This is a genomic window from Antarctobacter sp. (genome assembly GCF_965277915.1).
In the GTDB taxonomy this organism is placed as follows: Bacteria; Pseudomonadota; Alphaproteobacteria; order Rhodobacterales; family Rhodobacteraceae; genus Antarctobacter.
Genome location: NZ_OZ255849.1, coordinates 2,688,402 through 2,711,976, shown reverse-complemented (window position 1 = coordinate 2,711,976; position 23,575 = coordinate 2,688,402). Strand labels below are relative to the sequence as shown.

The following is a 23,575-nucleotide window of genomic DNA, read 5'->3' as shown; positions in this document are numbered from 1 at the left end:
TGTCCCGTTCGTGACGTTGCGTCCCACCGCATCAATGCGGTTCTTTCCCGCGCATCCGAATTGAGCTATGCACTATAGTTCACAATACAGATCGCGCAATCGGAAGGACCAGAGGTGTCGGATCGGGTGGCCCTGGAAACGGAACCGGCAGAAAATGGCACGGTCGCGGACCTCTTGACCCGTGTCGGCCAACGCGTGCGCCAGGCACGCGAACAACGGAATATATCGCGCCGGGTTCTGTCGGAGTCTTCCGGCGTATCGCCGCGTTACCTGGCCCAGCTTGAAAGCGGGGCGGGCAACATCTCGATCGGTCTGTTGTGCAAGGTGGCCGATGCGCTGGACCTGCGGATCGAATGGCTTGTGGGCGAAGACGACCCCTGGACCTCGGAGGCGTTGCACATGGCCGAAATGTACCGCCAGGCAGAGGGACCGGTTCAGGCGCAGGTGCGCGAACTACTGATGGAGGCCGCACCCGGCGGGCGCCGGTCGCAGCGGATCTGCCTTGTCGGCCTGCGCGGCGCGGGCAAGTCGACGCTGGGGCGGTTGGCGGGCGCGGCGCTCGACGTGCCCTTTGTAGAACTGAACCGAGAGATCGCCGAGGTCGGCGGGATGCCGGTGGGCGAAATCATGGCGCTTTACGGGCAAGAGGGCTATCGTAAGCTGGAGGCGGATGCGCTGGACCGCGTGATTGCAACCCATGACCAGGTGATCCTGGCCGTGGGGGGCGGCATCGTGGCGGAACCGGGCACCTACAACCGCCTTCTGGCGCATTTCCACACCATATGGCTCAAGGCAGCGCCCGAGGAACACATGGCCCGGGTGCGCGCCCAGGGTGACGAACGTCCGATGGCGGGGCAGCCCGAGGCGATGGCGCAGCTCAAATCCATCCTCCAGGCGCGAGAGGCGCTTTACGAACGCGCCCACGCGCTGCTCGACACCTCGGGCGCGACGCTGGAAGAGACGCTGGATCGCTTGCTGGCCCTTATCGCGCAGGAGCGTTTCCTTGGCTGAAGACACCTTGGCGGAACGGCTGCGGATGCCCTTTCGGGACGCGGCGGAGGCGGTGTTCCTGCATGGTTCGACCCCTTGGGAAGTGGACGAGGCGATGGAGGGTTTCGGCTTTGTGGCCGGTCCCTTCGAGATCGAGGACCGGATCGGGCTGGACCTGGCCTGGGAGCGGCGCAAGGCCGGGAAGGCGCCCGAGGGCCTGCCGATCCTGGTGCGGATGATGGAACTGGGCAAGCTCGGGCGCAAGACCGGGGCAGGGTGGTATCGTTACCCCGGCGGCAACGGCAAGGTGGACGATCCCATCGTCGCGGACCTGGCGTTGGAGGAGGCGCATTTTCATCGGCTGGAGCGGGGGGATTACACTCCGGAAGAGATCCGCGAACGGCTGTTGGTGGCTCTTGTCGCGGCGGCCCGTGAATTGCAGGCCGCGGGGGTTGCGGTCCGTGACATCGACGCGGTCTCGATCGAGGCGCTGGGGTTCCCGTCTGACAAGGGTGGTGTGTTGTCCTGGGCGGCCAGGGACCCCGCGGGTCTGGCCGCGATGACAAGGGCCGTTCTGGACGAGGGCAAGGTGCCCTTGAGGCTGACCATGGGGCAAGGCCGCTAATTCAGGTCTTCCAGCAGGCGGCCGTGACGGCGCGTCTCGGCGATGACCTCTCCGAATGTGTCTAGCCCCCGCGCATTGAGCATGGGCAGCATCCGCACCAGCACTTCTGCCGTGGCGCGTGCATCGCCCAGGGCCGTGTGGCGCTGAGGTTCGGGGATGGTGACGCCCAACCGCTCACACAGCGCGTCCAGCGTATGCGTTTCCGAGGCGCCGAACAGCACCGCCGACAACAGCACTGTGTCCAGGACCGGGTGATCCCAGACTACGCCCATGCGTGACTTGTGACGTTGCAGAAAGGCCATGTCGAATGGTGCGTTATGCGCCACGATCACGGAGTCCCGTGCAAAACTGTGGAACAGCCGACCGGCGCGCGCGATGTTGGGCTGGCCCGCCACCATTGCATCCGTCACCTTGTGCACCTTGGTCGAGACGTGCGGGATCGGGCGTCCCGGATCGACCAACTGGTCGATCTGTTCGCCTTCGACGATCCGGCCGTTGACCACGCGCACCGCGCCGATCTGCACGATCTCGTCCTTGTGCGGCAAAAGCCCGGTGGTTTCCGTGTCAAAGACGGTGAAGGTCAAAGCGGACAGTGGTGTTTCGTCCAGTTTGGCGCCGCCGCGCCCCTGCATCAGGTCGAAATCATAGACCAGCGGGCGCGCGGCCTCGGGAGAAATCTCGATATGGGCGGCGTCGATGATCATCATGTATCCGCCGCCCTCGGTCGGTTTCATCCGGGCCTCGTAGGTTTGCTGGCCGTCGAGCCCTTTCAGCGTGCGGTCGATTTCCTTGCCGCATTTCATCAGCGCGCTGCGGGCGGCGCGCAGAGTGGCGGGGTCGAAATAGTCGGCCAGCGGAGCATTCAGGCGCGGCAGGGCCTGCTGGGCCAGCACTTCGGCCGCCTGTCCGTCATACAGCACGATCTGATCGTCAGCGTTGACCAGCAGGGTGGCCACCGGGATTTCGGTCAAGAGCGCGGTCAGCCGGGCCTTCTCTGCCGACAGGCGCTCGGTCTCGGCGGCGATACGCTCTGCGGTGCTGACCGTGCTGTCCGACAGGGCGGCGGTGATCGCGCTGGCCGCCGGTGCAAGGTCACCCAGGTAGCGCGCGGCATCCGTGTCCACCTGCAGGTCGGCCCCGGCATGGGCACGGGCCCGCAGTTGCCCCGAGAGGCGCTCGATCGGCTTGGCGACATTTTCGTCGAACAGCAGCCAGACGCCGGTGGTCAGCGCCACCAGTCCGAAACTGGCCAGGATTCCGGCAAAGACAAAGCCGTTCGCAGGCGTGCTTGTCACGGCGCGGGAATGGCCCGCGTATAGCGCGCCCAGCGTCAGGACGGTGCCGCCGAGGGCCAACAGGCAGAAGAAGAGGAAGATACGCAGGCGCAGGCTGAGCTTGCTCATGGGATCAGACCTCTGCGCAGACGGTCTTGACGATGGGATCCTCGGGGCCGACGTCGCGCCACAGCGGCTCTGACCCGTCCCCCAGCACCGGGTCGGCGCGCCTGTGCGCCTGGCAATCCACCATGACCTGCACGATTTGGTTGGTCCGCCAACGACCGTAGAAATAAAGGTTCACCAGGTAAAGGCCGTCCTGCTCTGTGTTCTTGAGCGGGTTGGCGGTATCGGCGGCGACGAAACGGTCGGTCAGCGGATAGAGATAGGTCCAGGGCCGCCAGAACGCGCGGCTTTCGACCTTTTGCGCCACGCTCAACTCGTCGCTCAGGTTATTCACCGTGCGCCCGTACCAGCTGTATTCGCTGGCGATGGCAGCGATCAGCATGGCGCTGCCTGCACCCAGCGGCACCAACCAGCGCGGCAGTCGACGCCCCGAGAGCCAGTTCAGCAGCATGATGATGCCGGCGCCGAAGAACCCCGCGACAAAGACGGCGATCAGTTCCAGAAACATAGTCTCTCCTCCTCCCCCGTGCTCTCGTCGGAGCGCGGGCCGCTGTTACGACAGCATCCCCTTGCCGTGGCCCACCGCCGATTGCAGCGATTTGACCACGACAAAGGCGTCGCGCAAATGGCTACGTTCGAAATCCGACAGATCGGCGGGGGCCAGATAGTTGTCCGGCGCGTTGCCGGACTTGATCTGGCGGGCCTGCTGTTCCAGCCGGGTTTCGGCGATCAGGTCATAGGCGTCCAGCAGATCCTGCCCGCCGGACTGGCTGAGCACACCGGCGGGAATGGCCGCTTCGAGCCTCGCGCGCGTGTTCACCGGGGTCAACCTTCCCTGTAGCGCGTAGACGCGGCCCAGATCGACCACCGGCACCACGCCGTTGTGTTTCATGTCCAGCTGGTTCTTGTGCTCGCCCGAGCGGATCGTGGCGAACCCGCGCAACAGGCCCAGGGGCGGTGTATGTTTCAGCGAGTTCGAGATCATGTGCGCCACGAAGATCGAATTCTTGGACGCCCTTGCGAGTGTTGTTTCCTGCAGGTCCTCGAACAGTGCCGCGGTGCCGCCAATGGCGCGCAGGTCGAACATGACACTGGCCAGCATCTGCGCCTCGGGCGAGGGTTTGGCGATCCAGTTGTCGAAATACTGGCGCCAGACGCGGAGGGGCTGCCGCCAGCGCGCGTTGGTGGCCATCATGTCCCCGGGGCAATAGACGTAGCCGCAGGTGTTCAACCCGTCGCAGACGAAATTGGCCAGCGCCTCGAAATAGGGCATCTGGTCATCGGTTACATCGTCGGAAAGGATCAGCACGTTGTCCTGGTCGGACACGCCGGTCTGTTCCTGCCGTCCCTGGCTGCCGCAGGCGGCCCAGAGATAAGGCACGGGAGGATTGCCAAGCTGATCCTCGGCCAGCGCCAGGAGGCGGCGAGTGGCGGTGTCGGCGATGTCGGTGATCAAGCGCGTGACAACCTCATGACGGTTGCCGGCGGCGACAAGCTGGACCAGCAGTTGCGGAATGCGGGCCGTGATACGGGCCATGTCCTGCGCGTCTCTCGCGCGGGCGATCTCCGAGACCAGTTCCGCAGAGGTCATCGCCTGAAAGCGGGTCAGGTCGGTCTGCGTGACGATCCCCACCAGTTCACCGTTCTCGGTCACGGGGACATGGCCGATGCGGCGTTCCATCATCATGTGCAGCACGTCAGAGCCGATGGCCGAAGGCGGCAGGCTGACGGGATCGGCGCTCATGATCTCGGACAGGGGGGTGTCATAGGGCAGGGCGCCACCCACGACCTTGCCCGAGAGGTCGCGGATCGTGGCGATGCCGCGCAGTTGCTTGCCCTCGGTGATGCAGACCGAGGAGATATGACGGGAATGCATCAGCTGCGCCGCGTGCTGCACAGGGGTGTCCGGCGGGCAGGTCAGCGGCGCCGGGGCCATCAATGTCTCGACCCGGCTGGTGGCCAGGTCGGCGCGCCGGGGTTTCGGGGCGCGCTGGCGATCAAAGAACTTGCGCGCGGCGGGCTGGGTCTCCAGCAGTTCCTGGAACCGGTCCGCAGGCAGGACCAGCAGCAGCGTGTCCTCGCGCGTGCTGGCGCTGGTGGCCGCCAGCCCGTCCCGCATCAGCCCGCGTTCCCCAAAGGAGTTGCGGGGTCCCAGCAGAGAGATCTGCACCCCGTTCTGATCGCGAACCTCCACCGCGCCCTTGTGGATCAGGTAGAGGCCATCCAGCTTCTCGCCCAGAGTGTAGATCGTCTCTCCGGCTGCCATCGACTGGGGGCGAAAGGCGGGCAGCAGTTCTTCCAGTACCTGTGCGTCCAGCGCGTCATAGGGGTGAACTGCAGAAAGAAAGCGAAGCAGGTCGGCGTGGTCGATGGGCATCAGGCGTCCTTGCTGGCAGGATGGGAAGAAACGGCGTAGCGGGTCAGGACCAGGCCGGACGGGAACCGGCGCACCCGGATCTGATCGAGTCGGATGTCGGCTTTCAGGTCCATCTCACCAAAGAGCTTGCGGCCCCGGCCGATCAGGACGGGGACCAGGGTGATGTCCATGTCCGCGATCAGCCCTTCGCGCAGGAAGGACCGGATGACGGCGCCGCCGTCGACATAGGCGCGCCGCCAGCCTTCCGCGTCCAGCCTGTGCATCAGGGCTGTGGGGGTCTCACGGCTGAGCGTGACGCGCCTGCGCAGGGCCTCGGGAATGTCGTCCGGGGTCAGGCTGTGGCTGAGGACGATGACCGGCTTGGCATAGGGCCAATCGCCGCCGAACCCCAGCACCGTGCGAAAGGTGCCGCTGCCCATGACCAGCCCGTCAACCGAGTCCATGAAGGCGTCGAACCCGTGGTCCTTGTCCGGGGCATGATAGGGCGTCAGCCAGTCCAGGCTGTCGTCCTCGCGGGCGATATAGCCGTCGAGGCTCATGGCGATGAAGACATGCCCGGTGGTCATTGGTCGAGTCCTCCGATCAAGAGGCGGCGCCGCGTTTCGCAACGCATACCGCCGGACGCGGGGGAAGGACATGGGGCGGGCGGTCTCAGGGGGGATTTCCCGTCTGTCGTGCGGCACCGCGCGGGCTTGTTCCGCGGCGGCGCGCCGGGTCCGGCGTTCAGACCGGTGTGTCGAGCACAATCGGCAAATGAAAGGTCCCGCCCGGCATGACACCGGACGGGACGAATGCGCAGGGGAGGGGCTGCCGTTTCGACAGCCCGCCCCATATCAGTGACCGTCCACGGCAGCCCCGGCACCGCGCGGCACGCGGACCGATTCCACCAGGTCTTCGATCTCTTGCGGGATCGGCTGGGTCATCTTCGACACGGTGAAGGCCACCGCGAAGTTGATCAGCGCACCGACGGCCCCGAAGGAGGTCGACTTGATTGTGCCCAGCAGCGGGTCCGCATCCGTGAAAGAGTTGGTGTCCGGGATGAAGAACCAGCCCTTGTGCAGGAAAATGTAGATCAGCGTGACCACGAGGCCGGAGACCATGCCCGCAACCGCACCCTTGTTGTTCACCTTGGTAAAGATGCCCATCATCAGTGCCGGGAAGATCGAGGCGGCGGCGAGGCCGAAGGCCAGTGCCACGGTTTGCGCCGCGAAACCCGGAGGGTTGAGACCCAGGTAGGTGGCGACCGCGATGGCAACCGCCATGGCGACACGCGCCGACAAAAGCTCACCCTTTTCCGAGATGGAGGGGTTGATCGAGCCCTTGATCAGGTCGTGCGACACCGCCGAGGAGATCGCCAGCAACAGGCCGGCCGCGGTGGAGAGTGCAGCCGCAAGACCGCCGGCGGCGACCAGGCCGATGACCCATGCGGGCAGGTTGGCGATTTCCGGGTTGGCCAGGACAAGGATGTCACGGTTGAACTTGGTCAGCTCGTTTTCCGCGCCCCAGCCGGCTGCTTCCATCTTGGCCACGGTGTCCGCGTCCTGATCGTTGAAGTAGGCGATCTTGCCGTCACCGTTCTTGTCTTCCCAGCCCAGCAGGCCGGTCTTTTCCCAGGTGGCCATCCAGTTGTAGCGCTCGTCGCCTTCGATCATTTCGACCGAGACCGGATCGCCGGACGTGCCGCCGGGCCACATCATCTCGGTGATGTTCAGGCGGGCCATCGCACCCACGGCGGGGGCCGTCAGGTACAGCAGGGCGATGAAGACCAGCGTCCAGCCGGCCGACCAGCGGGCGTCGGACACCTTGGGCACGGTGAAGAAGCGCATGATGACGTGGGGCAGACCCGCGGTGCCGATCATCAGCGACAGGGTGAATAGCACCATGTTGAAGGTGTCGGCGTGATGCGCGGTGTATTCGGCAAAGCCGAGTTCGGCCACGATCGCGTCCAGTTTTGCTAGCAGCGGTTCGCCCGAAGCGGTATGCTCACCAAAGAGACCCAGCGCCGGGATCGGCGTTCCGGTCAGTTGCAGCGAGATGAAGATGGCCGGAATGGTGTAGGCCATGATCAGAACGCAGTACTGGGCGACCTGGGTGTAGGTCACGCCCTTCATGCCGCCGAAAACGGCGTAGGCAAAGACCACACAGGCACCGATCAGCAGGCCGGCGGTGTTGGAGACCTCGAGAAAGCGGCCGAAGGCCACGCCGACGCCCGTCATCTGGCCGATGACGTAGGTGGTCGAGGCCACGATCAGGCAGATCACCGCCACGACGCGCGCGGTCGGGCTGTAGAACCGGTCGCCGATGAATTCGGACACCGTGTATTTGCCGAACTTGCGCAGGTAGGGCGCCAGAAGCAGAGCCAGCAGCACGTAACCACCGGTCCAGCCCATCAGGAAGGACGAGTTGTCATAGCCGGTGAAGGCAATCAGGCCCGCCATCGAGATGAACGAGGCCGCCGACATCCAGTCGGCTGCTGTGGCCATGCCGTTGGTGACCGGGTGGACGCCGCGACCGGCGGCGTAGAATTCAGACGTGGAGCCCGCGCGGGCCCAGATCGCGATGCCGATGTAAAGCGCGAAACTCGCGCCCACGAACAGCAGGTTGATGGTAAACTGGTCCATGACGTTACTCCTCGACGCCAAATTCTTTGTCGAGCTTGTTCATCCGGATCGCGTAGAAAAAGATCAGGGCCAAAAAGACCAGGATCGATCCCTGCTGCGCAAACCAGAAGCCAAGGTCGGTGCCGCCGACGCTGATGCCCGACAGGGCAGGGCGCAGCAGGATGCCAAAGCCGAATGACACCAGCGCCCAGACGATGAGGCTGATGACAATGATGCGCACGTTCGCGGCCCAGTAAGCCGCGTCGGACTTCTGGGTCGCCTCTGCGCCGTGATTTGTTTGATCCGCCATGATGCGGGTCCTCCTCTTTCCTCCATGAACCCGCCGCGCTGGGGCCGCGGCGGGCGGTTCCTTTGGCCGCCGCCTCAGGCGGTGGCCGTCTTCACGATCGCGGCGAGTTTCCCCGCGATGTCCTCGATCTCGCCCATCGCATCGATGCCGATCAGCGCATGTTGCGCGGCGTAGTAGTCGATCAGCGGTGCGGTCTGGGCGTGGTAGGCCTCGAGCCGTGCAGCGACGGTCTCGGCGTTGTCGTCGGCCCGGCGCTTGAACTCGGTGCCTCCGCATTTGTCGCAGGTCCCGGCCTCGGCGGGCTGCTTGAAGCTGTCGTGATAGCCCTCGCCGCAGGTGCCGCAGGTGTAGCGGCCCGAAATGCGCGTCACCATCGCGGCATCGTCCACCTCCAGGCTGACGGCGGCGTTGATCTTCTGCCCGCTCTCGGCCAGCAGGCTATCCAGGGCCTCGGCCTGCACCGTGGTGCGGGGAAAGCCGTCGAGGATCACGCCCTTGGCGCAGTCGGGTTCCGCAAGCCGGTCGCGCAGGATCGCGATGACGATGTCATCGCTGACCAGCTCGCCGGCCTCCATGACCGCCTTGGCGCGCAGCCCGGCCTCGGTGCCCGCAGCCACCGCAGCCCGCAGCAGGTCTCCAGTCGATAGCTGCACGAGGCCGAATTTCTCTTCCAGCATGCGCGCCTGGGTGCCCTTGCCGGCCCCCGGGGGGCCAAGCAGGATCAGCACGGGCGCAGTGGCGGGTGTGTTTGCTCCGTCCATCATCGGATCAGCCCTTGTTCATTCTGTTTTGGATGAGGTCGTCGACGACGGAAGGGTCGGCGAGTGTGGATGTGTCGCCGAGGGCGCCGTAGTCGTTTTCGGCGATCTTGCGCAGGATGCGGCGCATGATCTTGCCGGAGCGGGTCTTGGGCAGGCCCGGGGCCCACTGGATGAGGTCGGGCGAGGCGATCGGGCCGATCTCGCTGCGGACCCAGCTGCGCAGCTCCTTGCGCAGCTCCTCGGTGGGCTCGACGCCGTTCATCAGGGTCACGTAGCAGTAGATGCCCTGGCCCTTGATCTCGTGCGGGTAGCCCACGACGGCGGCCTCGGCGACCTTTTCATGGGCGACCAGCGCCGATTCCACCTCGGCCGTGCCCATCCGGTGGCCCGAGACGTTGATCACGTCGTCGACCCGGCCGGTGATCCAGTAGTCGCCATCCGCGTCCCGGCGGCAGCCGTCACCGGAGAAGTAATAGCCCTTGTAGTCCGAGAAATAGGTCTTTTCGAACCGCTCGTGATCGCCCCAGACGGTGCGCATCTGCCCCGGCCAGCTGTCCTTGATCGCCAGCACGCCCTCGGTGGGCGAGGCGTCGATCACTTCGCCCGACTGCGGGTCCAGCACCACCGGCTGCACGCCGAAGAAGGGCCGCATCGCCGCGCCCGGTTTCGTCGCATGGGCGCCGGGCAGGGGGGTCATCATGTGGCCGCCGGTCTCGGTCTGCCACCAGGTGTCGACGATCGGGCAGTTCCCCTTGCCGACCACGTCGTTGTACCAGTTCCAGGCCTCGGGGTTGATCGGCTCGCCCACCGTGCCGAGGATGCGCAGCGAGGAGAGGTCGCACTTGGTGACGAACTCGTCCCCCTGGCCCATCAGCGCGCGGATCGCGGTGGGGGCGGTGTAGAACTGGGTCACGCGGTGCTTCTCGCAGACCTGCCAGAAGCGGCTGGCATCGGGGTAGGTGGGCACGCCCTCGAACATCAGCGTGGTGGCGCCATTGGCGAGCGGACCGTAGACGATGTAGCTGTGGCCGGTGACCCAGCCCACGTCCGCGGTGCACCAGTAGACGTCGCCGTCATGGTAGTCGAAGGTCACCTCGTGGGTGAGCGCGGCATAGGTCAGGTAGCCACCGGTGGTGTGGACCACGCCCTTGGGCTGGCCGGTGGAGCCGGAGGTGTAGAGGATGAAGAGCGGATCCTCGGCGTTCATCTCGGCGGGCTGGGAATAGTCGGAGGCTTCCAGCGCCATCTCGTTGTAGTCGAAATCGCGGCCCTCGACCCAGGTGGTCTGGCCGCCGGTGCGCTTGACGACCAGGCACTTGACGTCGTCCTTGCAGTGCAAGAGCGCCTTGTCGGCATTGGTCTTGAGCGGGGTCTTGCGGCCGCCGCGGGGCGCCTCGTCGGCGGTGATGATGACCTTGGCGTCACAGCCGTTGATCCGGGCCGAGAGCGCGTCCGGCGAGAAGCCGGCGAAGACGATCGAGTGGATGGCGCCGATGCGGGCGCAGGCCAGCATGGCATAGGCGGCCTCGGGGATCATCGGGAGATAGATCACCACCCGGTCGCCCTTGCGCACGCCCATGCTCTCCAGGACGTTGGCCATGCGGCAGGTGCGGCGGTGCAGGTCGGCGTAGGAGATGCTCTGCGCCGGTTCGTTCGGATCGTCGGGCTCGAAGATGATCGCGGTCTGGTTGCCGCGCTTTTCCAGGTGGCGGTCGATGCAGTTGGCGGCGACGTTGAGCGTGCCGTCGCGGAACCACTCGATCTTGACCTGGCCGAGGGTGAAATCGGTCTTCTTGATCTCGGTCGGCGGCGTCATCCAGTCCAGCCGCTGCGCCTGCTCCGCCCAGAACCCCTCGGGGTCGGACACCGACCGCGCGTACATCTCGTCATACCGCGACGCGTCAACGTGGGCCTTGGCCGCCAGGTCGGCGGAGGGCGGATAGACGGGGGTGGCTGTCTCGGGTGTGGTCTGTTCGGTCATGAAGGAGCTCCCTCTCCGTTTCGATCCGGCGGCCCGCCATTCCCTAGCGTCACCGCGTTCACCTCGGACAATACGCGAACTGGAAAAGAAATAAATAATGTTAGCGTTATGAATGATTTAGCTGTAAATAATTTTCAGAAATGGCTTGAAAATCGTAAACAAATTTGCCCGTGGGCAGCTAACCCCCTTGTTTTAATGGCGCCTCACTCAGCACTCCGTAGGGGCGCTTGCGGGGAATTTGTGCATCTTGTGGTTGTCGGGCCTGGAGCGGCAGGTGTGACAAAAGGATGCGGTATGCGGTTGTATACCGGCTGTTAGCGCTCCCTGGTGCGAATCCCTTTCGGCCCAAGGCCCTTGAACCGTGGGGGCATTCGTCTAACCTCCCCGCGAGGCGGAGGATACCGCTGGAGACATAGGGGAGGATGATATGTCCAACATCACTGCAAAACTGCTGGCGACGACCATTGCCGCGACCCTGGCAACCGAGGCCGCCGCAACGGAATGGAACGTCTCGACCTGGGGCTCGCGCCGCGCCTTTACAGAGCACCTGCACAAGATCGCCGAACTGGTTTCGGAAAAGACCGGCGGCGAATTCACCATGAACATCTCTTACGGCGGCCTGTCGAAGAACCGTGAAAACCTGGACGGGATTTCGATCGGCGCCTTCGAGATGGCGCAGTTCTGCGCCGGCTACCATCCGGACAAGAACCGCGCCATCACCGTTCTGGAGCTGCCCTTCCTCGGCGTTTCGACGTTGGAGGAGGAAGTGGCCGTCAGCCATGCGATCTACAACCACCCGGCCGTGGCCGAGGAAATGGCGCAGTGGAACGCCAAGATGCTGATGACCTCGCCCATGCCTCAATACAACCTCGTCGGCACCGGCGAGCCGCGCGACGAGTTGTCCGAGTTCGACGGTATGCGGGTGCGCGCCACCGGCGGTCTGGGCAAGGCGTTCTCTGCCGTGGGCGGCGTGCCGACCAGCGTGACCTCGTCCGAGGCCTACCAGGCGATGGACTCGGGCGTCGTGGACACGGTGGCCTTTGCCCAGCACGCGCATCTGTCTTTTGGCACCATCAACCAGGCGGACTGGTGGACGGCCAACCTGAACCCGGGCACCGTCAACTGCCCCATCGTCGTCAACATCGACGCCTATGAATCGCTGCCTGACGACCAGCGCCAGGCCTTGGACGAATCCGTCGACGAGGCGATCGCCTACTACCTCGAGAACTACGGCAAGCTGTTGCAGCGCTGGGACGAGGTGCTGGCCAAAAAAGGCGTTGAAAAGGTCATGATCTCGGACGCCGAACTGGCCAAGTTCAAGGAGGTCGCGGGCCAGCCGATCCACGACGCCTGGATCAAGGACATGAGCGCGCAGGGACTTCCGGCGCAGGAACTCTATGACCTGGTGTTCTCGACCCTTGAAGAGGCGCGCGCCTCAAACTGAGGTGGCTCTTTCGCGCCCCGGCCTTGCGCCGGGGCCAAGCACCGGATCCGCAAGATTCGGTGCCTGGCCTCGACGCAGGGTCGGGGCCTGCGTTTCTCCGGACATGAGAGGTGAGCGATGGCGGGACATGCCTCCGTCCTCGAAGACGACAGCCTGCTGTCGCGGCTGGACCGTGCGCTGGCACGGGTGGAATGGGGCATGGCGCTTGTCTCCGGCGTCGGGGCCTTTGCGCTGATGTGCCTGGCGGTGATTTCCGTCTCTGGCCGCAATTTCTTCAACGAGCCGCTTCGGGGCTATGTGGATTGGATCGAGGCGGCGATGCCCTTCATCGCCATCTTCGGCATTTCCTACGTTCAACGCGTTGGCGGGCATATCCGCATGGATATTGTCATCGGTGTCCTCAGGGGCCGGGCGCTCTGGATCGCAGAGTTCGTTACGACGTTCTTGATCCTCGTGCTGATGGTGCTGCTGGTCTGGGGAACCTGGGCGCATTTCGACCGCAGTTTCGATTTCGGCGCCCCGAACTGGAGCCGTGACAGCTCGATCGACATCGGGTTGCCCATCTGGCCCGCGAAACTGGTGGTGCCCGTGGCCTTCGCGGTGATCTCGCTGCGGTTGGTTCTGCAGCTCGTTGCCTATGGGCGGGCCATCATCCTGGGGCAGAGCGAACCCGTGGCGGTGCCGCTGGTGATGTCCGCGGCGGAACAGGCGGCGGCCGAGGCTGACCAGGTACAGGGGCATGACAAATGACATCGATAGAAATTGGCCTCTGGGTGACCGGTGGCTTGCTGGTCATGGTGGTCCTGGGGATGCGCGTGGCCTTTGCCGCCGCTTTTGCCGGGCTGGCCGGGCTGATCTGGATCTTCTGGTCGAAAAAGGGCTACGACGCCGAGGAATTCGGCTGGGCGCTGACCGTGGCGGTCAAGACCGCCGGGCAGGTGCCGCATGGCAAGGTTGCGAGCCAGGCGCTGAGCCTGATCCCGACCTTCATCCTGATCGGTTACCTGGCCTATTACGCGGGGCTGACACGGGCCCTGTTCGAGGCGGCGAAACGCTGGATCGCCTGGGTGCCGGGCGGGTTGGCGGTCTCCACCGTGTTTGCCACCGCCGGGTTTGCCGCGGTGTCGGGCGCCAGCGTCGCGACGGCGGCGGTCTTTGCCCGCATCGCCATCCCCGAGATGCTGAAGGTGGGCTATGACAAGCGCTTTGCGGCGGGCGTCGTGGCGGCTGGGGGGACGCTGGCCTCGCTGATCCCGCCCTCGGCGATCCTTGTGATCTATGCGATCATCGTGGAACAGGACGTGGGGCGTCTGCTGCTGGCGGGGTTCATCCCCGGCATGTTCTCGGCACTGGTCTATGCCCTGCTGATCGTCGGGCTGGCGTTGACCATCAAGGGCTTCGGCCCCCCGGTGGGCGGCTTTACCTGGCGCGAACGTCTGGTCAGCCTGCCGCCGGCGCTTCCCATCGTGGCCGTGGTCGTGATCATCATCTTCTTTGTCTACAACCCGTTTGGCGGTGACAGCTGGGGGACACCGACCGAAGGGGGCGCCATCGGCGCTTTCATCGTCTTCCTGATGGCGCTCTGGCGCGGCATGCGGCTGGCCGAACTGAAAGACGCGCTGGTCGAGACAGCGAAACTGTCGATCATGATCTTCACGATCATCTGGGGCGTGCTGATCTATGTCCGCTTCCTCGGGTTTGCCGACCTGCCGACCGCCTTCAGCGACTGGCTGACCGCCTTGCCCTATCCGCCGATGCTGATCCTGATCTGCATCCTGCTGGCCTACGCCGTGCTTGGGATGTTCATGGACGCCATCGGAATGTTGCTGTTGACGTTGCCGGTTGTCTATCCGGCGATCATGGCGCTGAACGGCGGGCCGTTTGTGAGCGCGCAAGAGGCGACATTCGGCATGTCCGGGCCGATGTGCGCGGTCTGGTTCGGCATTCTCGTGGTCAAGATGGCAGAGTTCTGCCTGATCACGCCGCCCATCGGGCTTAACTGTTTCGTTGTGGCGGGTGTGCGGCCAGAGCTGTCTGTGCAGGACGTGTTTCGCGGCGTGACGCCGTTCTTCGTGGCAGACGCCGTGACAATCGCGCTTTTGGTGGCCTTTCCGGGGATCGTGCTCTGGCTCCCCTCTCTGGCGTGACCGGGGCAAAAATGCAGGACCCGCGCCCTACGGCGCGGGTCCTTTCCTTTGCCGACGCGTCAACGGCGGGTTTTGCCGATTCCGCCTCCGTTGTCTCCACCCGCCCAAGCTGAGGCGCCGCCAGCCGCGCCACCGAAGCCCCGCGGGTCGGCCAGCTTGCCGTGCGCCCGGCGGTTCATCACTCCGCGCATTTCGTTCTCACCCGGAGTGCCGATGCTGCGGGCTTGGTTGGCGTCGTGGTTCCTGGACAACACCGTGTCATCCTCGCCTGCCCAGGGGTTGGCGTGATCGGCCTGAACCGATGCCGAAATCAAGGCAAATCCAATGGCCGCGGCAAGCATGGTTTTGTTCGTCAAGTCACTGCTCCTTCTCATGCAGGTTTGGGTGTTCGCGCGCCTTTGGTATTCCAACTTACATATATTATATAGATGGAATGTGATAAGATGATGTTGACATGAGCAACATCCCGCCGCTGCCGGGCGGCGGGCACTAGAGCGGTTCCAACGCAGTGGGGCCGTCAGGCGGCCTGCGCCAGCTCCGTCCGTGTCGCCTTTGCCAGGCGGCGAATACCCTCGGCCAGGACCTCGGGCGGATTCAGCGTAAAGTTCAGCCGGATAGCGCGACGGTCCTGACCCATCGGGTCAAAGACGCTGGAGGGCGAGATGCAGACGCCATGATCCAGCCCGGTTTTCATCAGACGGTCGGTGTCCAGCGCCGGATCGCGTGCCACCGCCCAGACGAACATGCCGCCCTCGGGGACCTGCCAGGTGAAAAGCTCCGACAGGTCTGCCTGCATGGCCGCGCACAGCGCATCGCGCCGGGTGCGGTAGAGATCCAGGATACCGGGGAGCAACTGTTCCGGAAGGCCACGTTCCATCGCCTCCAGCGCGACGCGCTGGCACAGCCCGCTGGTGAACATGTCCGAGCCCTGCTTGGCCGTGGTCATGGCCTCGATGATCTCAGGCGCGGCGATGACCCACCCGACGCGCAGGCCCGGGGCCAGTTGTTTCGAGAATGTGCCGAGGTAGATCACCGGCCCGTCGTAGACCTCGGCCCCGTTGGCCGAAAGCTCCAGCATCCGGGGCAGGGGGGCGCCGTCGTAGTAGAGGTGGCCGTAGGGATCGTCCTCGACCAGCCAACAGCCCGTCGCCTCCGCCGCCGCCACCAGCGCGCGGCGCTGATCCTCTGGCACCAGCCGCCCGGAAGGGTTCGAGAAATTGGGGACGGTATAGGCGAACTGCGCGCCGGCCATGGCGGCCTCTGCGTCAAACTCATTGGCCTCCATCACCATCGGGCGGTACTGCGGTGCGCGCGGTTTCCAGGCGTCGATGGCGCCCAGGTAGGCCGGCGACTGTGCCGCGATGGTCTGACCGGGGTCGATCAAGACCTTGCCCAGCAGGTCCAGCCCCTGCATGCCGCCGGTGGTGATCAGGACGTTTTCCCGGGTCAGCCTGAGCGCGCCGTGGCTGAACTCTGCCGCGATACGGTCGCGCAGGTCCGGTAGCCCGTCGATGGGTGAATAGCCCAGGACCTCGGCGGTGTGTTCGGTCACGACCCGGCCCGCGAAATCCGACAGCTCCGCAACCGGCCAGGTCGATGGATCGGGCAGCCCGCCTGCCAGGTTGACGAGATCTGGAATCTGTCCGGCGGCCAGAAAGGTCTGGGTCACGTCGTTGGTATCGTTCAGCCAACGGGCAAGGGGGGCACGTCCGGGCATGGGCTTTCTCCGGTCAGACAAGAGGCGATTACGCGGTTCCCCTAACATGCTTTGGTTAACCGGCGCCAACCGTCTGTCGAGATGGGGTATCCCTGTATTTCCGAAAAATCGGAAATAAGGCTTGTCGAGTGTCCAATATTTCCGTATTTCCGGAAATATGAAAAATGAATCGCTCAACGCCCTTTCCGCGCTTGCCCACGGTCGCCGGCTGGATGTCTTTCGCCTGCTGATGCGGCGTTTTCCGGATGCCGTACCCGCTGGTGAGATCGCACAGGCGCTGGCACTTGCTCCGTCGACACTTTCGGCGGCGCTGTCACAATTGCGTAGCGCGGGGCTTGTAACACAGTCCCGGCACGGGACCTCGCTGCTGTACACCGCCGATACCGACGGTTCGGGGCGGCTCTTGACCTATCTCTGGGCGGATTGCTGCCGTGGCCGCCCGGATCTTTGCCTGCCAACATCCTTGACGGAGCGCGAAATGGCTGATCGCACCTACAACGTCCTGTTCATCTGCACCGGCAACTCTGCCCGGTCCATCTTTGCCGAAACCCTGCTGCGCGACCTGGCGGGGGACCGATTCCGGGCCTTCTCGGCCGGGACCAACCCCTATAGCGAGCTGAACCCCCAGGCGCTGCAGGTCTTGCGCGACAAGGGGCATGAGGTGTCCGATTTGCGGGCCAAGAATGTCTCGGAGTTTCAGGGTGCCGAGGTGCCGCAACTGGATTTCGTCTTTACCGTCTGCGACAGGGCGGCGAACGAGGAATGCCCGCCCTGGCCGGGCCAGCCGATGACCGGCCATTGGGGCCAGCCCGACCCGGTCAAGGCAACCGGCACCGAAGCAGAAAGGCAGCTGGCCTTTCAACAGGTCTACGGCGCGTTGAAAAACCGCATCCAATCCTTCACGGCGCTGCCCATCGGCACGCTCGACCGCGAGAGCCTGCAGGCCCGCATTGACGATATCGCAAGAACGGAAGACTACGCATGACCACCTACGCCATCAACGGGCTTGGCCGCATCGGCAAGCTGATCGTGAAACCCATGCTGGAGGCGGGGGACAAGATCGCCTTTCTCAATGACGCGGTGGGTGACCCGGCCATGCATGCACATCTGTTGGAATTCGACACGGTGCATGGCCGCTGGGACGCCTCGTTCAGCGCGGACGCCGACAGCATCACCATCGACGGCACGCGCATCCCGGTCTACGGCACCGGCCACCTGGCGGACCTGCCGCTGGAGGGCGTCGATGTGGTCATCGACTGCACGGGTTATTTCAAGACCGCCGAGCGTATCGCGCCCTATTTCGAACGCGGTGTGAAAAAGGTCGTCGTCTCGGCCCCGGTCAAGGACGGCGGTGCCGTGAACATCGTCTATGGCGTGAACGACGACATCTACAAACCGGACGAGCACAGGATCGTCACCGCGGCCTCCTGCACCACCAACTGCCTCGCGCCGGTAGTCAAGGTCATCCACGAGAACCTTGGCATCAAGCACGGCTCGATCACCACGATCCACGACGTGACCAATACCCAGACCATCGTGGACCGGCCCGCCAAGGACCTGCGCCGCGCGCGGTCCGCGCTGAATTCGCTGATCCCCACGACAACCGGCAGCGCCACGGCGATCACGCTCATCTATCCCGAGCTCGAGGGGCGGCTGAACGGTCATGCCGTGCGCGTACCGCTGCTGAACGCTTCGCTGACAGATTGCGTGTTCGAGGTAGATCGCGAAACGACCGTCGAAGAGGTCAACGCATTGTTCAAGGCCGCGTCCGAAGGTGAGTTGAAGGACATTCTTGGCTACGAGGAGCGGCCGCTGGTTTCGACCGACTACACCAACGACCCACGCAGTTCGATCGTCGATGCGCCCTCCACCATGGTGGTCAACGGCACACAGGTAAAGATTTATGCCTGGTATGATAATGAATGGGGCTATGCGCATCGTCTGGTGGACGTTGCGCATATGGTCGGTAACAGCCTGTGACCTCCGAATGAGCCTTCGGCGCTTCCGCTGTCTGAAAACAACCCGGGGTGACATGGCCGCAGGCCAAGAGGGGCAACGCCCCTCCACCCGATCCGCCTGACCGGAGTCCGGACATGACCGACACCACCTCCCACCGACCCGAGGGTCTGGCCGCCTATATCGCCGTCACCGCCGCCTACTGGGCCTTCATGCTCACCGACGGCGCGCTCAGGATGCTGGTGCTGCTGCATTTCCACACGCTGGGCTTTTCGCCGGTGCAATTGGCCTACCTGTTCCTGCTTTACGAGGTCGCGGGCATTGTCACAAACCTGTCGGCGGGTTGGATCGCGGCGCGCTTTGGCCTGGCCTCGACGCTCTACGCGGGCCTTTCGCTGCAGGTCGTCGCGCTTCTGGCGTTGGCCCAGCTGGACCCGGCGTGGAGCCTGACCGCCTCGGTGATCTTCGTCATGGCGGTGCAGGGTGTGTCCGGCGTCGCCAAGGACCTGTCCAAGATGTCCGCGAAATCGGCGGTCAAGCTCTTGGCGCCAAGCGGGCAGGGCGGGCTGTTCCGCTGGGTCGCGGTGCTGACCGGATCCAAGAACGCGATCAAGGGGCTGGGCTTTCTGACCGGCGCGGCGCTGCTGGCTCTGTTCGGCTTTGTCCCGGCGATTCTGGGCATGGCGGCGGTGCTGGGCGCGGTGCTGCTGGCAGTGGCATTGCGGATGCCAACGGGCCTGCCCACGGGCAAGAAGGGCGCAAAGTTCAAGGAGGTGTTTTCCAAGGACCGCAACGTGAACTGGCTGTCCGCCGCCCGCGTCTTCCTGTTCGGTGCGCGCGATGTCTGGTTCGTCGTCGGCATCCCGGTCTATTTCTACGCGGTGCTGTCGGACGGCAGTGAAGAGGGCAATCGCATCGCCTTTTTCACCATCGGCAGCTTCATGGCGGTCTGGACGATCCTGTACGGCGCGGTTCAGGCCTATGCGCCAAGGGCTCTGCGCGCCGCAACGCGCCCCGCGGCAGAGATCGTGGGCGCTGCGCGCGGCTGGGCGTTGTCGCTGACGGTGGTACCCGCGGTGCTGGCGCTCTTGGTGCTGGCGGCGGGCGATCCGGCGCCCTGGTTGACGGCGACGATAATTGCCGGCCTGCTGGTCTTCGGCGCACTTTTTGCCGTCAACAGTTCGCTGCACTCCTACCTGATCCTGGCCTTTTCCAAGGGTGAGCGGGTGACGATGGATGTTGGTTTCTACTACATGGCCAATGCGACAGGGCGCCTGCTGGGCACGCTCTTGTCGGGGCTCAGCTACCAGGTCGGTGGGTTGCCCCTGTGCCTCGCGACGGCAGCCGTCATGGTGGCAATCAGCGCACTTGGTGCGGCGCGTCTGCGCGCCGAGTGATGGTTTGCGCCGTTGGCGCCCGGGCTGGGGGGGGCTCGATCGAGCCTGCCACTCCCGTCCAAGGGCAAGGTTGCTTCGTGGTTGTCGAACCGGCCACCGTGCGCGTGGTCGCAAGGGCTTTCGGGATGTCCCCCAAGATATGGAGATCGCGGTTAGGCAGGCTGCGCCCGGGGACGGCAGAGGCAATGCAGTTCGGATGCCGCCCGATCAGTCGTTCAATGCCGGGGCGCCGATCACGTTCCGGGCCAGCCTGCAAAGCCGAAGCACGTAAAACAACTTTGGCCAGGGAAGTCATCCAATTGATCCATGAGCCCCTGTCACAGGTTCATGGCTGCGAAGTCTGACTGTTCACCCCTGCGCGTCGCAAAGACCGGCCCCGTGCCGGCGGGATTCACGGATCGGGGGGCAGTGTGTCGAGAAGTCGATCCAGCCCGGCCTCGAAATCGGCCAGAGTGTCGCCCAGGCGGCGTTCCAGTTCCTCCTGGTAGGCTCGGGCGAGCGGCAGCAGTTCTGCCATCAGGGCCTGGCCCTTGTCGGTCAAGGCAAGGCGGACCAACCGCCGGTCGCCTGCATCGGCGGCCTTTTCGATATAGCCTGCGGTTTCCAGCCGGCTGGCCGCGCGGCTGACCTTGCTTTTCTCCATCGCGACGCGGGCCTCGATATCGCGGACAGACACGGTGCCCCGCCCGTCCAGCGGCTGCGCCAGGTGGACCAGAACCCGCCACTCGGGGATCGAGATGCCAAAGCGTTCACGGTACTGGCGGGCCAGCGCCTCTGACGTCTTTTCGGCTGCAACCGCCAGGCGGTATGGGGTAAAGCCCGAAAGGTCGAAGTCTGGCAAGGGTCTGGTCATCGCGGGATCCCGTATCAGTCTGGGCACAGTGTAGCCCTGTCCTCGTTGCAGGTGCAATGAGGGCGCCGGTCCGGTTCTCAGGTCAGGCGGACATGCCCGATTTTCGCGCATTTCCCCGCGGCTAGAGCACGGCGGCCAGGGCCAGCCAGCCGGCTGTTTCGCTGGACAGCTGTGCCGCCCCCAGCACGTCGCCGGTCTGTCCTCCCAGCAGCTTGCGGGCCCGCCAGGCGACCCAGGCCGCGGCCAGTACCATCGCGGCAAGGACGGGCAAGGACGCCGTTCCAACGACCAACGCGGCGCACAGCGTCAGCAGTCCGCCCGGCAGCCAGACCCGCCAGGGCAGCGCGTCCTGCTCGGTGGCGGCCATCTGGCCGAGCCCGTCGTGCCGGGCGGGTGGCATGAGGTCCAGCAGAACCAGCATCGCCAGACGGCTGGTCAGGCTGACCAGAAGCAAACCTGCCCATGCGGTGATGGGCAGGGCGCTCACCGCAGAGGCTCCCAGTCCGGTGACCAGGATCAGCGCGATCACGCCGTAGCTTCCGACACGGCTGTCGCGCATGATCTCCAGCCGGTGCTCCCGGTCATGACCGCCCATCCCGTCCGCGAAATCGGCGAACCCGTCATGGTGAAGCCCCCCGGTCAGTCCGGCCAGAACCGCCAGCACGGCAAAACCGGCGGCCAGCGGCGGCAGGTTCAGCGCCTGCACGCTTGCCAGCACCGCCCAGGCCAAGAGGCCCAGCGGCAGGCCCACCAGCGGAAAGCTCCACCGGGCCTGGGCCAGCGTCGGCGCCGGATCATCCAGCCGGCCCATCGGCAGACGGGTGAGCATCATCATCCCCAACCGCAACTCGTCGATGCGGCGGCGCAGTCTCATGCGTCCAAGACACCCGCTTCGGCAAAGGTCGCCATGCCGTTGTGGCAGGCAAGAGCGCCCTTCACGATCCCGAGGGCCAGAGCCGCGCCGGAGCCTTCGCCAAGCGCCATGCCGAGATCCAGCAGGGGCGGTTTCTCCATCGCCTCGGCCAGTCGACGATGGCCGGGCTCGCGGCTCATGTGGGCGATTTGGCAATGCGCCAGTAGGTCGGGCGCGGCAGAATACAGCGGCGTCACGGCAGCGGTGCAGATGAACCCGTCCAGCAGCACGGGGATGCGGGCCATGCGCGCCGCGAGAACCGCCCCGCAAAGGGCCGCCTGCTCGCGCCCGCCTAGGGCGGCAAGGCGCATCATGGGCGCCAGCGCGCCGTGTTTCTCGACCGCCGTCGTCACGACGCGTGCCTTGAGGCTCATGCCTTCGGCGTCCGATCCCGTGCCCGGGCCGACCCAGTCCGGTGCGCTGCCACCGAAGGCGGCAAGGGCCAGCGCCGCCGCCACTGTCGAATTGCCGATGCCCATTTCCCCCAGCAGCAGTATGTCGGCGCGGGTATCCACCGCCGCCGCGCCCCGTTGCAGCGCGTCAAGGCATTCCTCTTCGCCCATCGCCGGTTGATCGGTGAAATCCCGCGTCGGCCTGTCGAGGTCCAGCGCGATTACGTCCAGGTCTGCGCCCGTGGTCCGGCACAGTTGGTTGATCGCCGCGCCCCCGGCGGCAAAGTTGGCCACCATCTGTGCCGTCACCTCTTGCGGAAAGGGGTTCACCCCCTGCGCGCAGACCCCGTGGTTGCCGGCAAAGACCAACGCTTGCGCCCGCTCGATCGCTGGCCGGTCGGTGCCGTGCCAGCCCGCCATGAAAGCGGCCAGGTCCTCCAGCCGCCCCAGCGAGCCGGGCGGTTTCGTCAACTGCATCTGGCGCGCCGTCGCGGCCTCTGCCGCGGCCGTGTCGAATCCGGGAAGATCAAGAGAGGTCACCGCGTCCAGCGACGCAAGGGGCAGGGTGCTCATGCGGGTTTGACTTTCAGTGGATGGCCCGCGATGCAGAACCAGAGTTCGTCGCAGGCAGTGGCGATACGTTGATTGACCAGCCCCGCCGCATCGCGAAAGGCGCGCGCCAGGGCGTTTTCCGGCACGATCCCGGCACCGACCTCGTTTGTGACGAAGATCACCGGCGCAGACTGCGCGGGCAGGGCCTCGGTCAGGGCGTCTACGGCTGCGCGCCAGTCCTCTTCGGCCAGCATAAGGTTGGTCAGCCAGAGCGTCAGGCAATCGACCAGCCGGGGCGTCGTGCCATCTGTGTCCCGCAGGGCGCCCAGCAGATCGCGCGGGGCCTCGACGGTCCGCCAATCCGCATCGCGGCGGGCCTGGTGCAGGGCGATGCGGTCTGCCATTTCGCCATCATGTGCCTGGGCGGTGGCGATGTAGATCGCGGGCCGCCCGTGTTCGAGCGTCATGCGCTCGGCCAGGCTGCTCTTGCCAGAGCGTGCGCCACCCGTGATGAGGATCGACTTTCCCATGCGGTCGTGACAAAGCATGTTCCGATCTGGTTGAAAAGCCCCGAAATGACGCCGCCCGACGCCTCTGAACTGCTGTTGATTCGACATGCGCCCGCCCTGCATGACGGGCGTTTGTGCGGACGTATGGACGTGCCCGCAGACCTTGGCGAGGTAGCGGTGTGGGAACCTCTGCAGGCTCTGGTGTCAGAGATCGATCATCGCGTGGTCAGCCCGGCGCTGCGCTGTCGTCAGACGGCCCATGCGCTTTGGCCCGCGGCCACGCCGGAACAGGACGCGCGGCTCTGGGAACAGGACTTCGGCGCACATGACGGGCTGCGGTTCGACGAGATCCCCGACATCGGCGCGCTGTCGTCAGAAGAGTTGGCTGAACACCGTCCGCCAGGGGGCGAAAGCTTTGCCGACATGGTGGCTCGGGTGTGGCCGGCTCTGGAGGAATTGGCAGAGAAGGCGCGGCAGGCCGGGCCGGTCGCCGTCGTGGCCCATGCCGGTACGGTGCGTGCGGGGCTGGCGCTGGCCCTGGGCGCGGTGCCGCCTGCGCTGGGGTTCGAGGTCGCGCCCTGGTCGGTGACCCGCCTGCGCGCCTATCCCGGCGGTCTGTCGGTGATCTCCACCAACTGGCGCCCGATCTAG

23 protein-coding genes are annotated in these 23,575 nt (G+C 65.2%); 9 read left to right on the top strand and 14 right to left on the bottom strand.

The window, feature by feature from the left end:
* Nucleotides 1-126 precede the first annotated feature (126 nt).
* Nucleotides 127-1,011: a helix-turn-helix transcriptional regulator gene (locus tag ACQY5B_RS14015; RefSeq protein ID WP_424976193.1), complete on the top strand. Its 885-nt coding sequence runs from the start codon at nt 127-129 to the stop codon at nt 1,009-1,011.
* Nucleotides 1,004-1,615 (top strand): 3-hydroxyacyl-CoA dehydrogenase family protein, encoded by a 612-nt coding sequence (locus ACQY5B_RS14010; protein ID WP_420324796.1) that lies wholly within the window; start codon nt 1,004-1,006, stop codon nt 1,613-1,615. Before ACQY5B_RS14015 ends, ACQY5B_RS14010 begins: the two co-directional genes overlap by 8 nt.
* Here the strand turns inward: ACQY5B_RS14010 and ACQY5B_RS14005 are convergent.
* From ACQY5B_RS14005 to acs, 8 genes are all read right to left on the bottom strand, one after another.
* Nucleotides 1,612-3,018 (bottom strand): 3'-5' exonuclease, encoded by a 1,407-nt coding sequence (locus ACQY5B_RS14005; protein ID WP_420324797.1) that lies wholly within the window; start codon nt 3,016-3,018, stop codon nt 1,612-1,614. The genes ACQY5B_RS14010 and ACQY5B_RS14005 overlap by 4 nt on opposite strands.
* 4 nt (nt 3,019-3,022) lie before the next feature.
* Nucleotides 3,023-3,523: a hypothetical protein gene (locus ACQY5B_RS14000; protein WP_420324798.1), complete on the bottom strand. Its 501-nt coding sequence runs from the start codon at nt 3,521-3,523 to the stop codon at nt 3,023-3,025.
* A 45-nt stretch (nt 3,524-3,568) separates the two neighbouring features.
* Entirely contained in the window at nt 3,569-5,392 is a 1,824-nt protein-coding gene (locus ACQY5B_RS13995; protein ID WP_305971892.1) for a DUF294 nucleotidyltransferase-like domain-containing protein, read from the bottom strand.
* Nucleotides 5,392-5,958 (bottom strand): dihydrofolate reductase family protein, encoded by a 567-nt coding sequence (locus ACQY5B_RS13990; protein ID WP_420324799.1) that lies wholly within the window; start codon nt 5,956-5,958, stop codon nt 5,392-5,394. The genes ACQY5B_RS13995 and ACQY5B_RS13990 overlap by 1 nt, the downstream gene beginning before the upstream one ends.
* 267 nt (nt 5,959-6,225) lie before the next feature.
* Nucleotides 6,226-8,013 (bottom strand): sodium:solute symporter family protein, encoded by a 1,788-nt coding sequence (locus tag ACQY5B_RS13985; RefSeq protein ID WP_305971894.1) that lies wholly within the window; start codon nt 8,011-8,013, stop codon nt 6,226-6,228.
* A gap of 4 nt (nt 8,014-8,017) precedes the next feature.
* Nucleotides 8,018-8,302: a DUF4212 domain-containing protein gene (locus ACQY5B_RS13980; protein WP_305971895.1), complete on the bottom strand. Its 285-nt coding sequence runs from the start codon at nt 8,300-8,302 to the stop codon at nt 8,018-8,020.
* Between the two features lie 74 nt (nt 8,303-8,376).
* Nucleotides 8,377-9,063 (bottom strand): adenylate kinase, encoded by a 687-nt coding sequence (locus ACQY5B_RS13975; RefSeq protein ID WP_420328642.1) that lies wholly within the window; start codon nt 9,061-9,063, stop codon nt 8,377-8,379.
* Nucleotides 9,064-9,070: 7 nt separating this feature from the next.
* Complete coding sequence (acs, locus tag ACQY5B_RS13970; protein WP_420324800.1) at nt 9,071-11,044, bottom strand: acetate--CoA ligase; 1,974 nt, start codon at nt 11,042-11,044, stop codon at nt 9,071-9,073.
* 427 nt (nt 11,045-11,471) lie between these two features.
* Between acs and ACQY5B_RS13965 the strand changes: the two genes are divergently transcribed.
* The 3 genes from ACQY5B_RS13965 to ACQY5B_RS13955 all read left to right on the top strand — a co-directional run bounded on the left by ACQY5B_RS13965 (nt 11,472) and on the right by ACQY5B_RS13955 (nt 14,635).
* Nucleotides 11,472-12,488, top strand: coding sequence for a C4-dicarboxylate TRAP transporter substrate-binding protein (locus tag ACQY5B_RS13965; protein WP_420324801.1), 1,017 nt, complete (start codon nt 11,472-11,474; stop codon nt 12,486-12,488).
* Between the two features lie 117 nt (nt 12,489-12,605).
* Nucleotides 12,606-13,238: a TRAP transporter small permease subunit gene (locus ACQY5B_RS13960; protein WP_305970655.1), complete on the top strand. Its 633-nt coding sequence runs from the start codon at nt 12,606-12,608 to the stop codon at nt 13,236-13,238.
* Nucleotides 13,235-14,635: a TRAP transporter large permease gene (locus ACQY5B_RS13955; protein ID WP_420324802.1), complete on the top strand. Its 1,401-nt coding sequence runs from the start codon at nt 13,235-13,237 to the stop codon at nt 14,633-14,635. Before ACQY5B_RS13960 ends, ACQY5B_RS13955 begins: the two co-directional genes overlap by 4 nt.
* A gap of 59 nt (nt 14,636-14,694) precedes the next feature.
* Here ACQY5B_RS13955 and ACQY5B_RS13950 read toward each other — a convergent pair whose 3' ends face one another.
* Entirely contained in the window at nt 14,695-14,991 is a 297-nt protein-coding gene (locus ACQY5B_RS13950; RefSeq protein ID WP_420324803.1) for a hypothetical protein, read from the bottom strand.
* A 161-nt stretch (nt 14,992-15,152) separates the two neighbouring features.
* Entirely contained in the window at nt 15,153-16,352 is a 1,200-nt protein-coding gene (locus ACQY5B_RS13945; protein WP_420324804.1) for an aminotransferase-like domain-containing protein, read from the bottom strand.
* A 157-nt stretch (nt 16,353-16,509) separates the two neighbouring features.
* Between ACQY5B_RS13945 and ACQY5B_RS13940 the strand changes: the two genes are divergently transcribed.
* The 3 genes from ACQY5B_RS13940 (at nt 16,510) to arsJ (ending at nt 19,705) form a co-directional block, all read left to right on the top strand.
* Complete coding sequence (locus ACQY5B_RS13940; protein ID WP_420324805.1) at nt 16,510-17,337, top strand: arsenate reductase/protein-tyrosine-phosphatase family protein; 828 nt, start codon at nt 16,510-16,512, stop codon at nt 17,335-17,337.
* A complete protein-coding gene (locus tag ACQY5B_RS13935) occupies nt 17,334-18,332 on the top strand; it encodes an ArsJ-associated glyceraldehyde-3-phosphate dehydrogenase (protein WP_420324806.1) in 999 nt (332 codons plus the stop codon). The genes ACQY5B_RS13940 and ACQY5B_RS13935 overlap by 4 nt, the downstream gene beginning before the upstream one ends.
* Nucleotides 18,333-18,445: 113 nt before the next feature.
* Nucleotides 18,446-19,705, top strand: a complete 1,260-nt coding sequence (arsJ, locus tag ACQY5B_RS13930) for an organoarsenical effux MFS transporter ArsJ (protein ID WP_420324807.1) — start codon at nt 18,446-18,448, stop codon at nt 19,703-19,705.
* A gap of 391 nt (nt 19,706-20,096) precedes the next feature.
* Here the strand turns inward: arsJ and ACQY5B_RS13925 are convergent, their stop codons facing one another.
* The 4 genes from ACQY5B_RS13925 to cobU form a co-directional block, all read right to left on the bottom strand.
* The gene (locus ACQY5B_RS13925; protein ID WP_420324808.1) at nt 20,097-20,558 is read right to left on the bottom strand and encodes a MarR family winged helix-turn-helix transcriptional regulator; all 462 of its coding nucleotides are present in this window, start codon (nt 20,556-20,558) and stop codon (nt 20,097-20,099) included.
* Nucleotides 20,559-20,679: 121 nt separating this feature from the next.
* A complete protein-coding gene (gene cobS, locus ACQY5B_RS13920; RefSeq protein WP_420324809.1) occupies nt 20,680-21,432 on the bottom strand; it encodes an adenosylcobinamide-GDP ribazoletransferase in 753 nt (250 codons plus the stop codon).
* The gene (cobT, locus tag ACQY5B_RS13915) at nt 21,429-22,436 is read right to left on the bottom strand and encodes a nicotinate-nucleotide--dimethylbenzimidazole phosphoribosyltransferase (RefSeq protein ID WP_420324810.1); all 1,008 of its coding nucleotides are present in this window, start codon (nt 22,434-22,436) and stop codon (nt 21,429-21,431) included. The genes cobS and cobT overlap by 4 nt, the downstream gene beginning before the upstream one ends.
* Complete coding sequence (cobU, locus tag ACQY5B_RS13910; RefSeq protein WP_420324811.1) at nt 22,433-22,945, bottom strand: bifunctional adenosylcobinamide kinase/adenosylcobinamide-phosphate guanylyltransferase; 513 nt, start codon at nt 22,943-22,945, stop codon at nt 22,433-22,435. Before cobU ends, cobT begins: the two co-directional genes overlap by 4 nt.
* A gap of 45 nt (nt 22,946-22,990) precedes the next feature.
* Here cobU and ACQY5B_RS13905 point away from each other — a divergent pair, with 45 nt between their 5' ends.
* A complete protein-coding gene (locus tag ACQY5B_RS13905; protein WP_420324812.1) occupies nt 22,991-23,575 on the top strand; it encodes a histidine phosphatase family protein in 585 nt (194 codons plus the stop codon).

Coding starts and splice junctions, on each gene's coding strand:
- ACQY5B_RS14005 (WP_420324797.1), bottom strand. CDS start 3,018: ATGAGCAAGCTCAGCCTGCGCCTGCGTATCTTCCTCTTCTTCTGCCTG.
- ACQY5B_RS14000 (WP_420324798.1), bottom strand. CDS start 3,523: ATGTTTCTGGAACTGATCGCCGTCTTTGTCGCGGGGTTCTTCGGCGCC.
- ACQY5B_RS13995 (WP_305971892.1), bottom strand. CDS start 5,392: ATGCCCATCGACCACGCCGACCTGCTTCGCTTTCTTTCTGCAGTTCAC.
- ACQY5B_RS13990 (WP_420324799.1), bottom strand. CDS start 5,958: ATGACCACCGGGCATGTCTTCATCGCCATGAGCCTCGACGGCTATATC.
- ACQY5B_RS13985 (WP_305971894.1), bottom strand. CDS start 8,013: ATGGACCAGTTTACCATCAACCTGCTGTTCGTGGGCGCGAGTTTCGCG.
- ACQY5B_RS13980 (WP_305971895.1), bottom strand. CDS start 8,302: ATGGCGGATCAAACAAATCACGGCGCAGAGGCGACCCAGAAGTCCGAC.
- ACQY5B_RS13975 (WP_420328642.1), bottom strand. CDS start 9,063: ATGGACGGAGCAAACACACCCGCCACTGCGCCCGTGCTGATCCTGCTT.
- acs (WP_420324800.1), bottom strand. CDS start 11,044: ATGACCGAACAGACCACACCCGAGACAGCCACCCCCGTCTATCCGCCC.
- ACQY5B_RS13965 (WP_420324801.1), top strand. CDS start 11,472: ATGTCCAACATCACTGCAAAACTGCTGGCGACGACCATTGCCGCGACC.
- ACQY5B_RS13960 (WP_305970655.1), top strand. CDS start 12,606: ATGGCGGGACATGCCTCCGTCCTCGAAGACGACAGCCTGCTGTCGCGG.
- ACQY5B_RS13955 (WP_420324802.1), top strand. CDS start 13,235: ATGACATCGATAGAAATTGGCCTCTGGGTGACCGGTGGCTTGCTGGTC.
- ACQY5B_RS13945 (WP_420324804.1), bottom strand. CDS start 16,352: ATGCCCGGACGTGCCCCCCTTGCCCGTTGGCTGAACGATACCAACGAC.
- ACQY5B_RS13940 (WP_420324805.1), top strand. CDS start 16,510: ATGAAAAATGAATCGCTCAACGCCCTTTCCGCGCTTGCCCACGGTCGC.
- ACQY5B_RS13935 (WP_420324806.1), top strand. CDS start 17,334: ATGACCACCTACGCCATCAACGGGCTTGGCCGCATCGGCAAGCTGATC.
- arsJ (WP_420324807.1), top strand. CDS start 18,446: ATGACCGACACCACCTCCCACCGACCCGAGGGTCTGGCCGCCTATATC.
- ACQY5B_RS13925 (WP_420324808.1), bottom strand. CDS start 20,558: ATGACCAGACCCTTGCCAGACTTCGACCTTTCGGGCTTTACCCCATAC.
- cobS (WP_420324809.1), bottom strand. CDS start 21,432: ATGAGACTGCGCCGCCGCATCGACGAGTTGCGGTTGGGGATGATGATG.
- cobT (WP_420324810.1), bottom strand. CDS start 22,436: ATGAGCACCCTGCCCCTTGCGTCGCTGGACGCGGTGACCTCTCTTGAT.
- cobU (WP_420324811.1), bottom strand. CDS start 22,945: ATGGGAAAGTCGATCCTCATCACGGGTGGCGCACGCTCTGGCAAGAGC.
- ACQY5B_RS13905 (WP_420324812.1), top strand. CDS start 22,991: ATGACGCCGCCCGACGCCTCTGAACTGCTGTTGATTCGACATGCGCCC.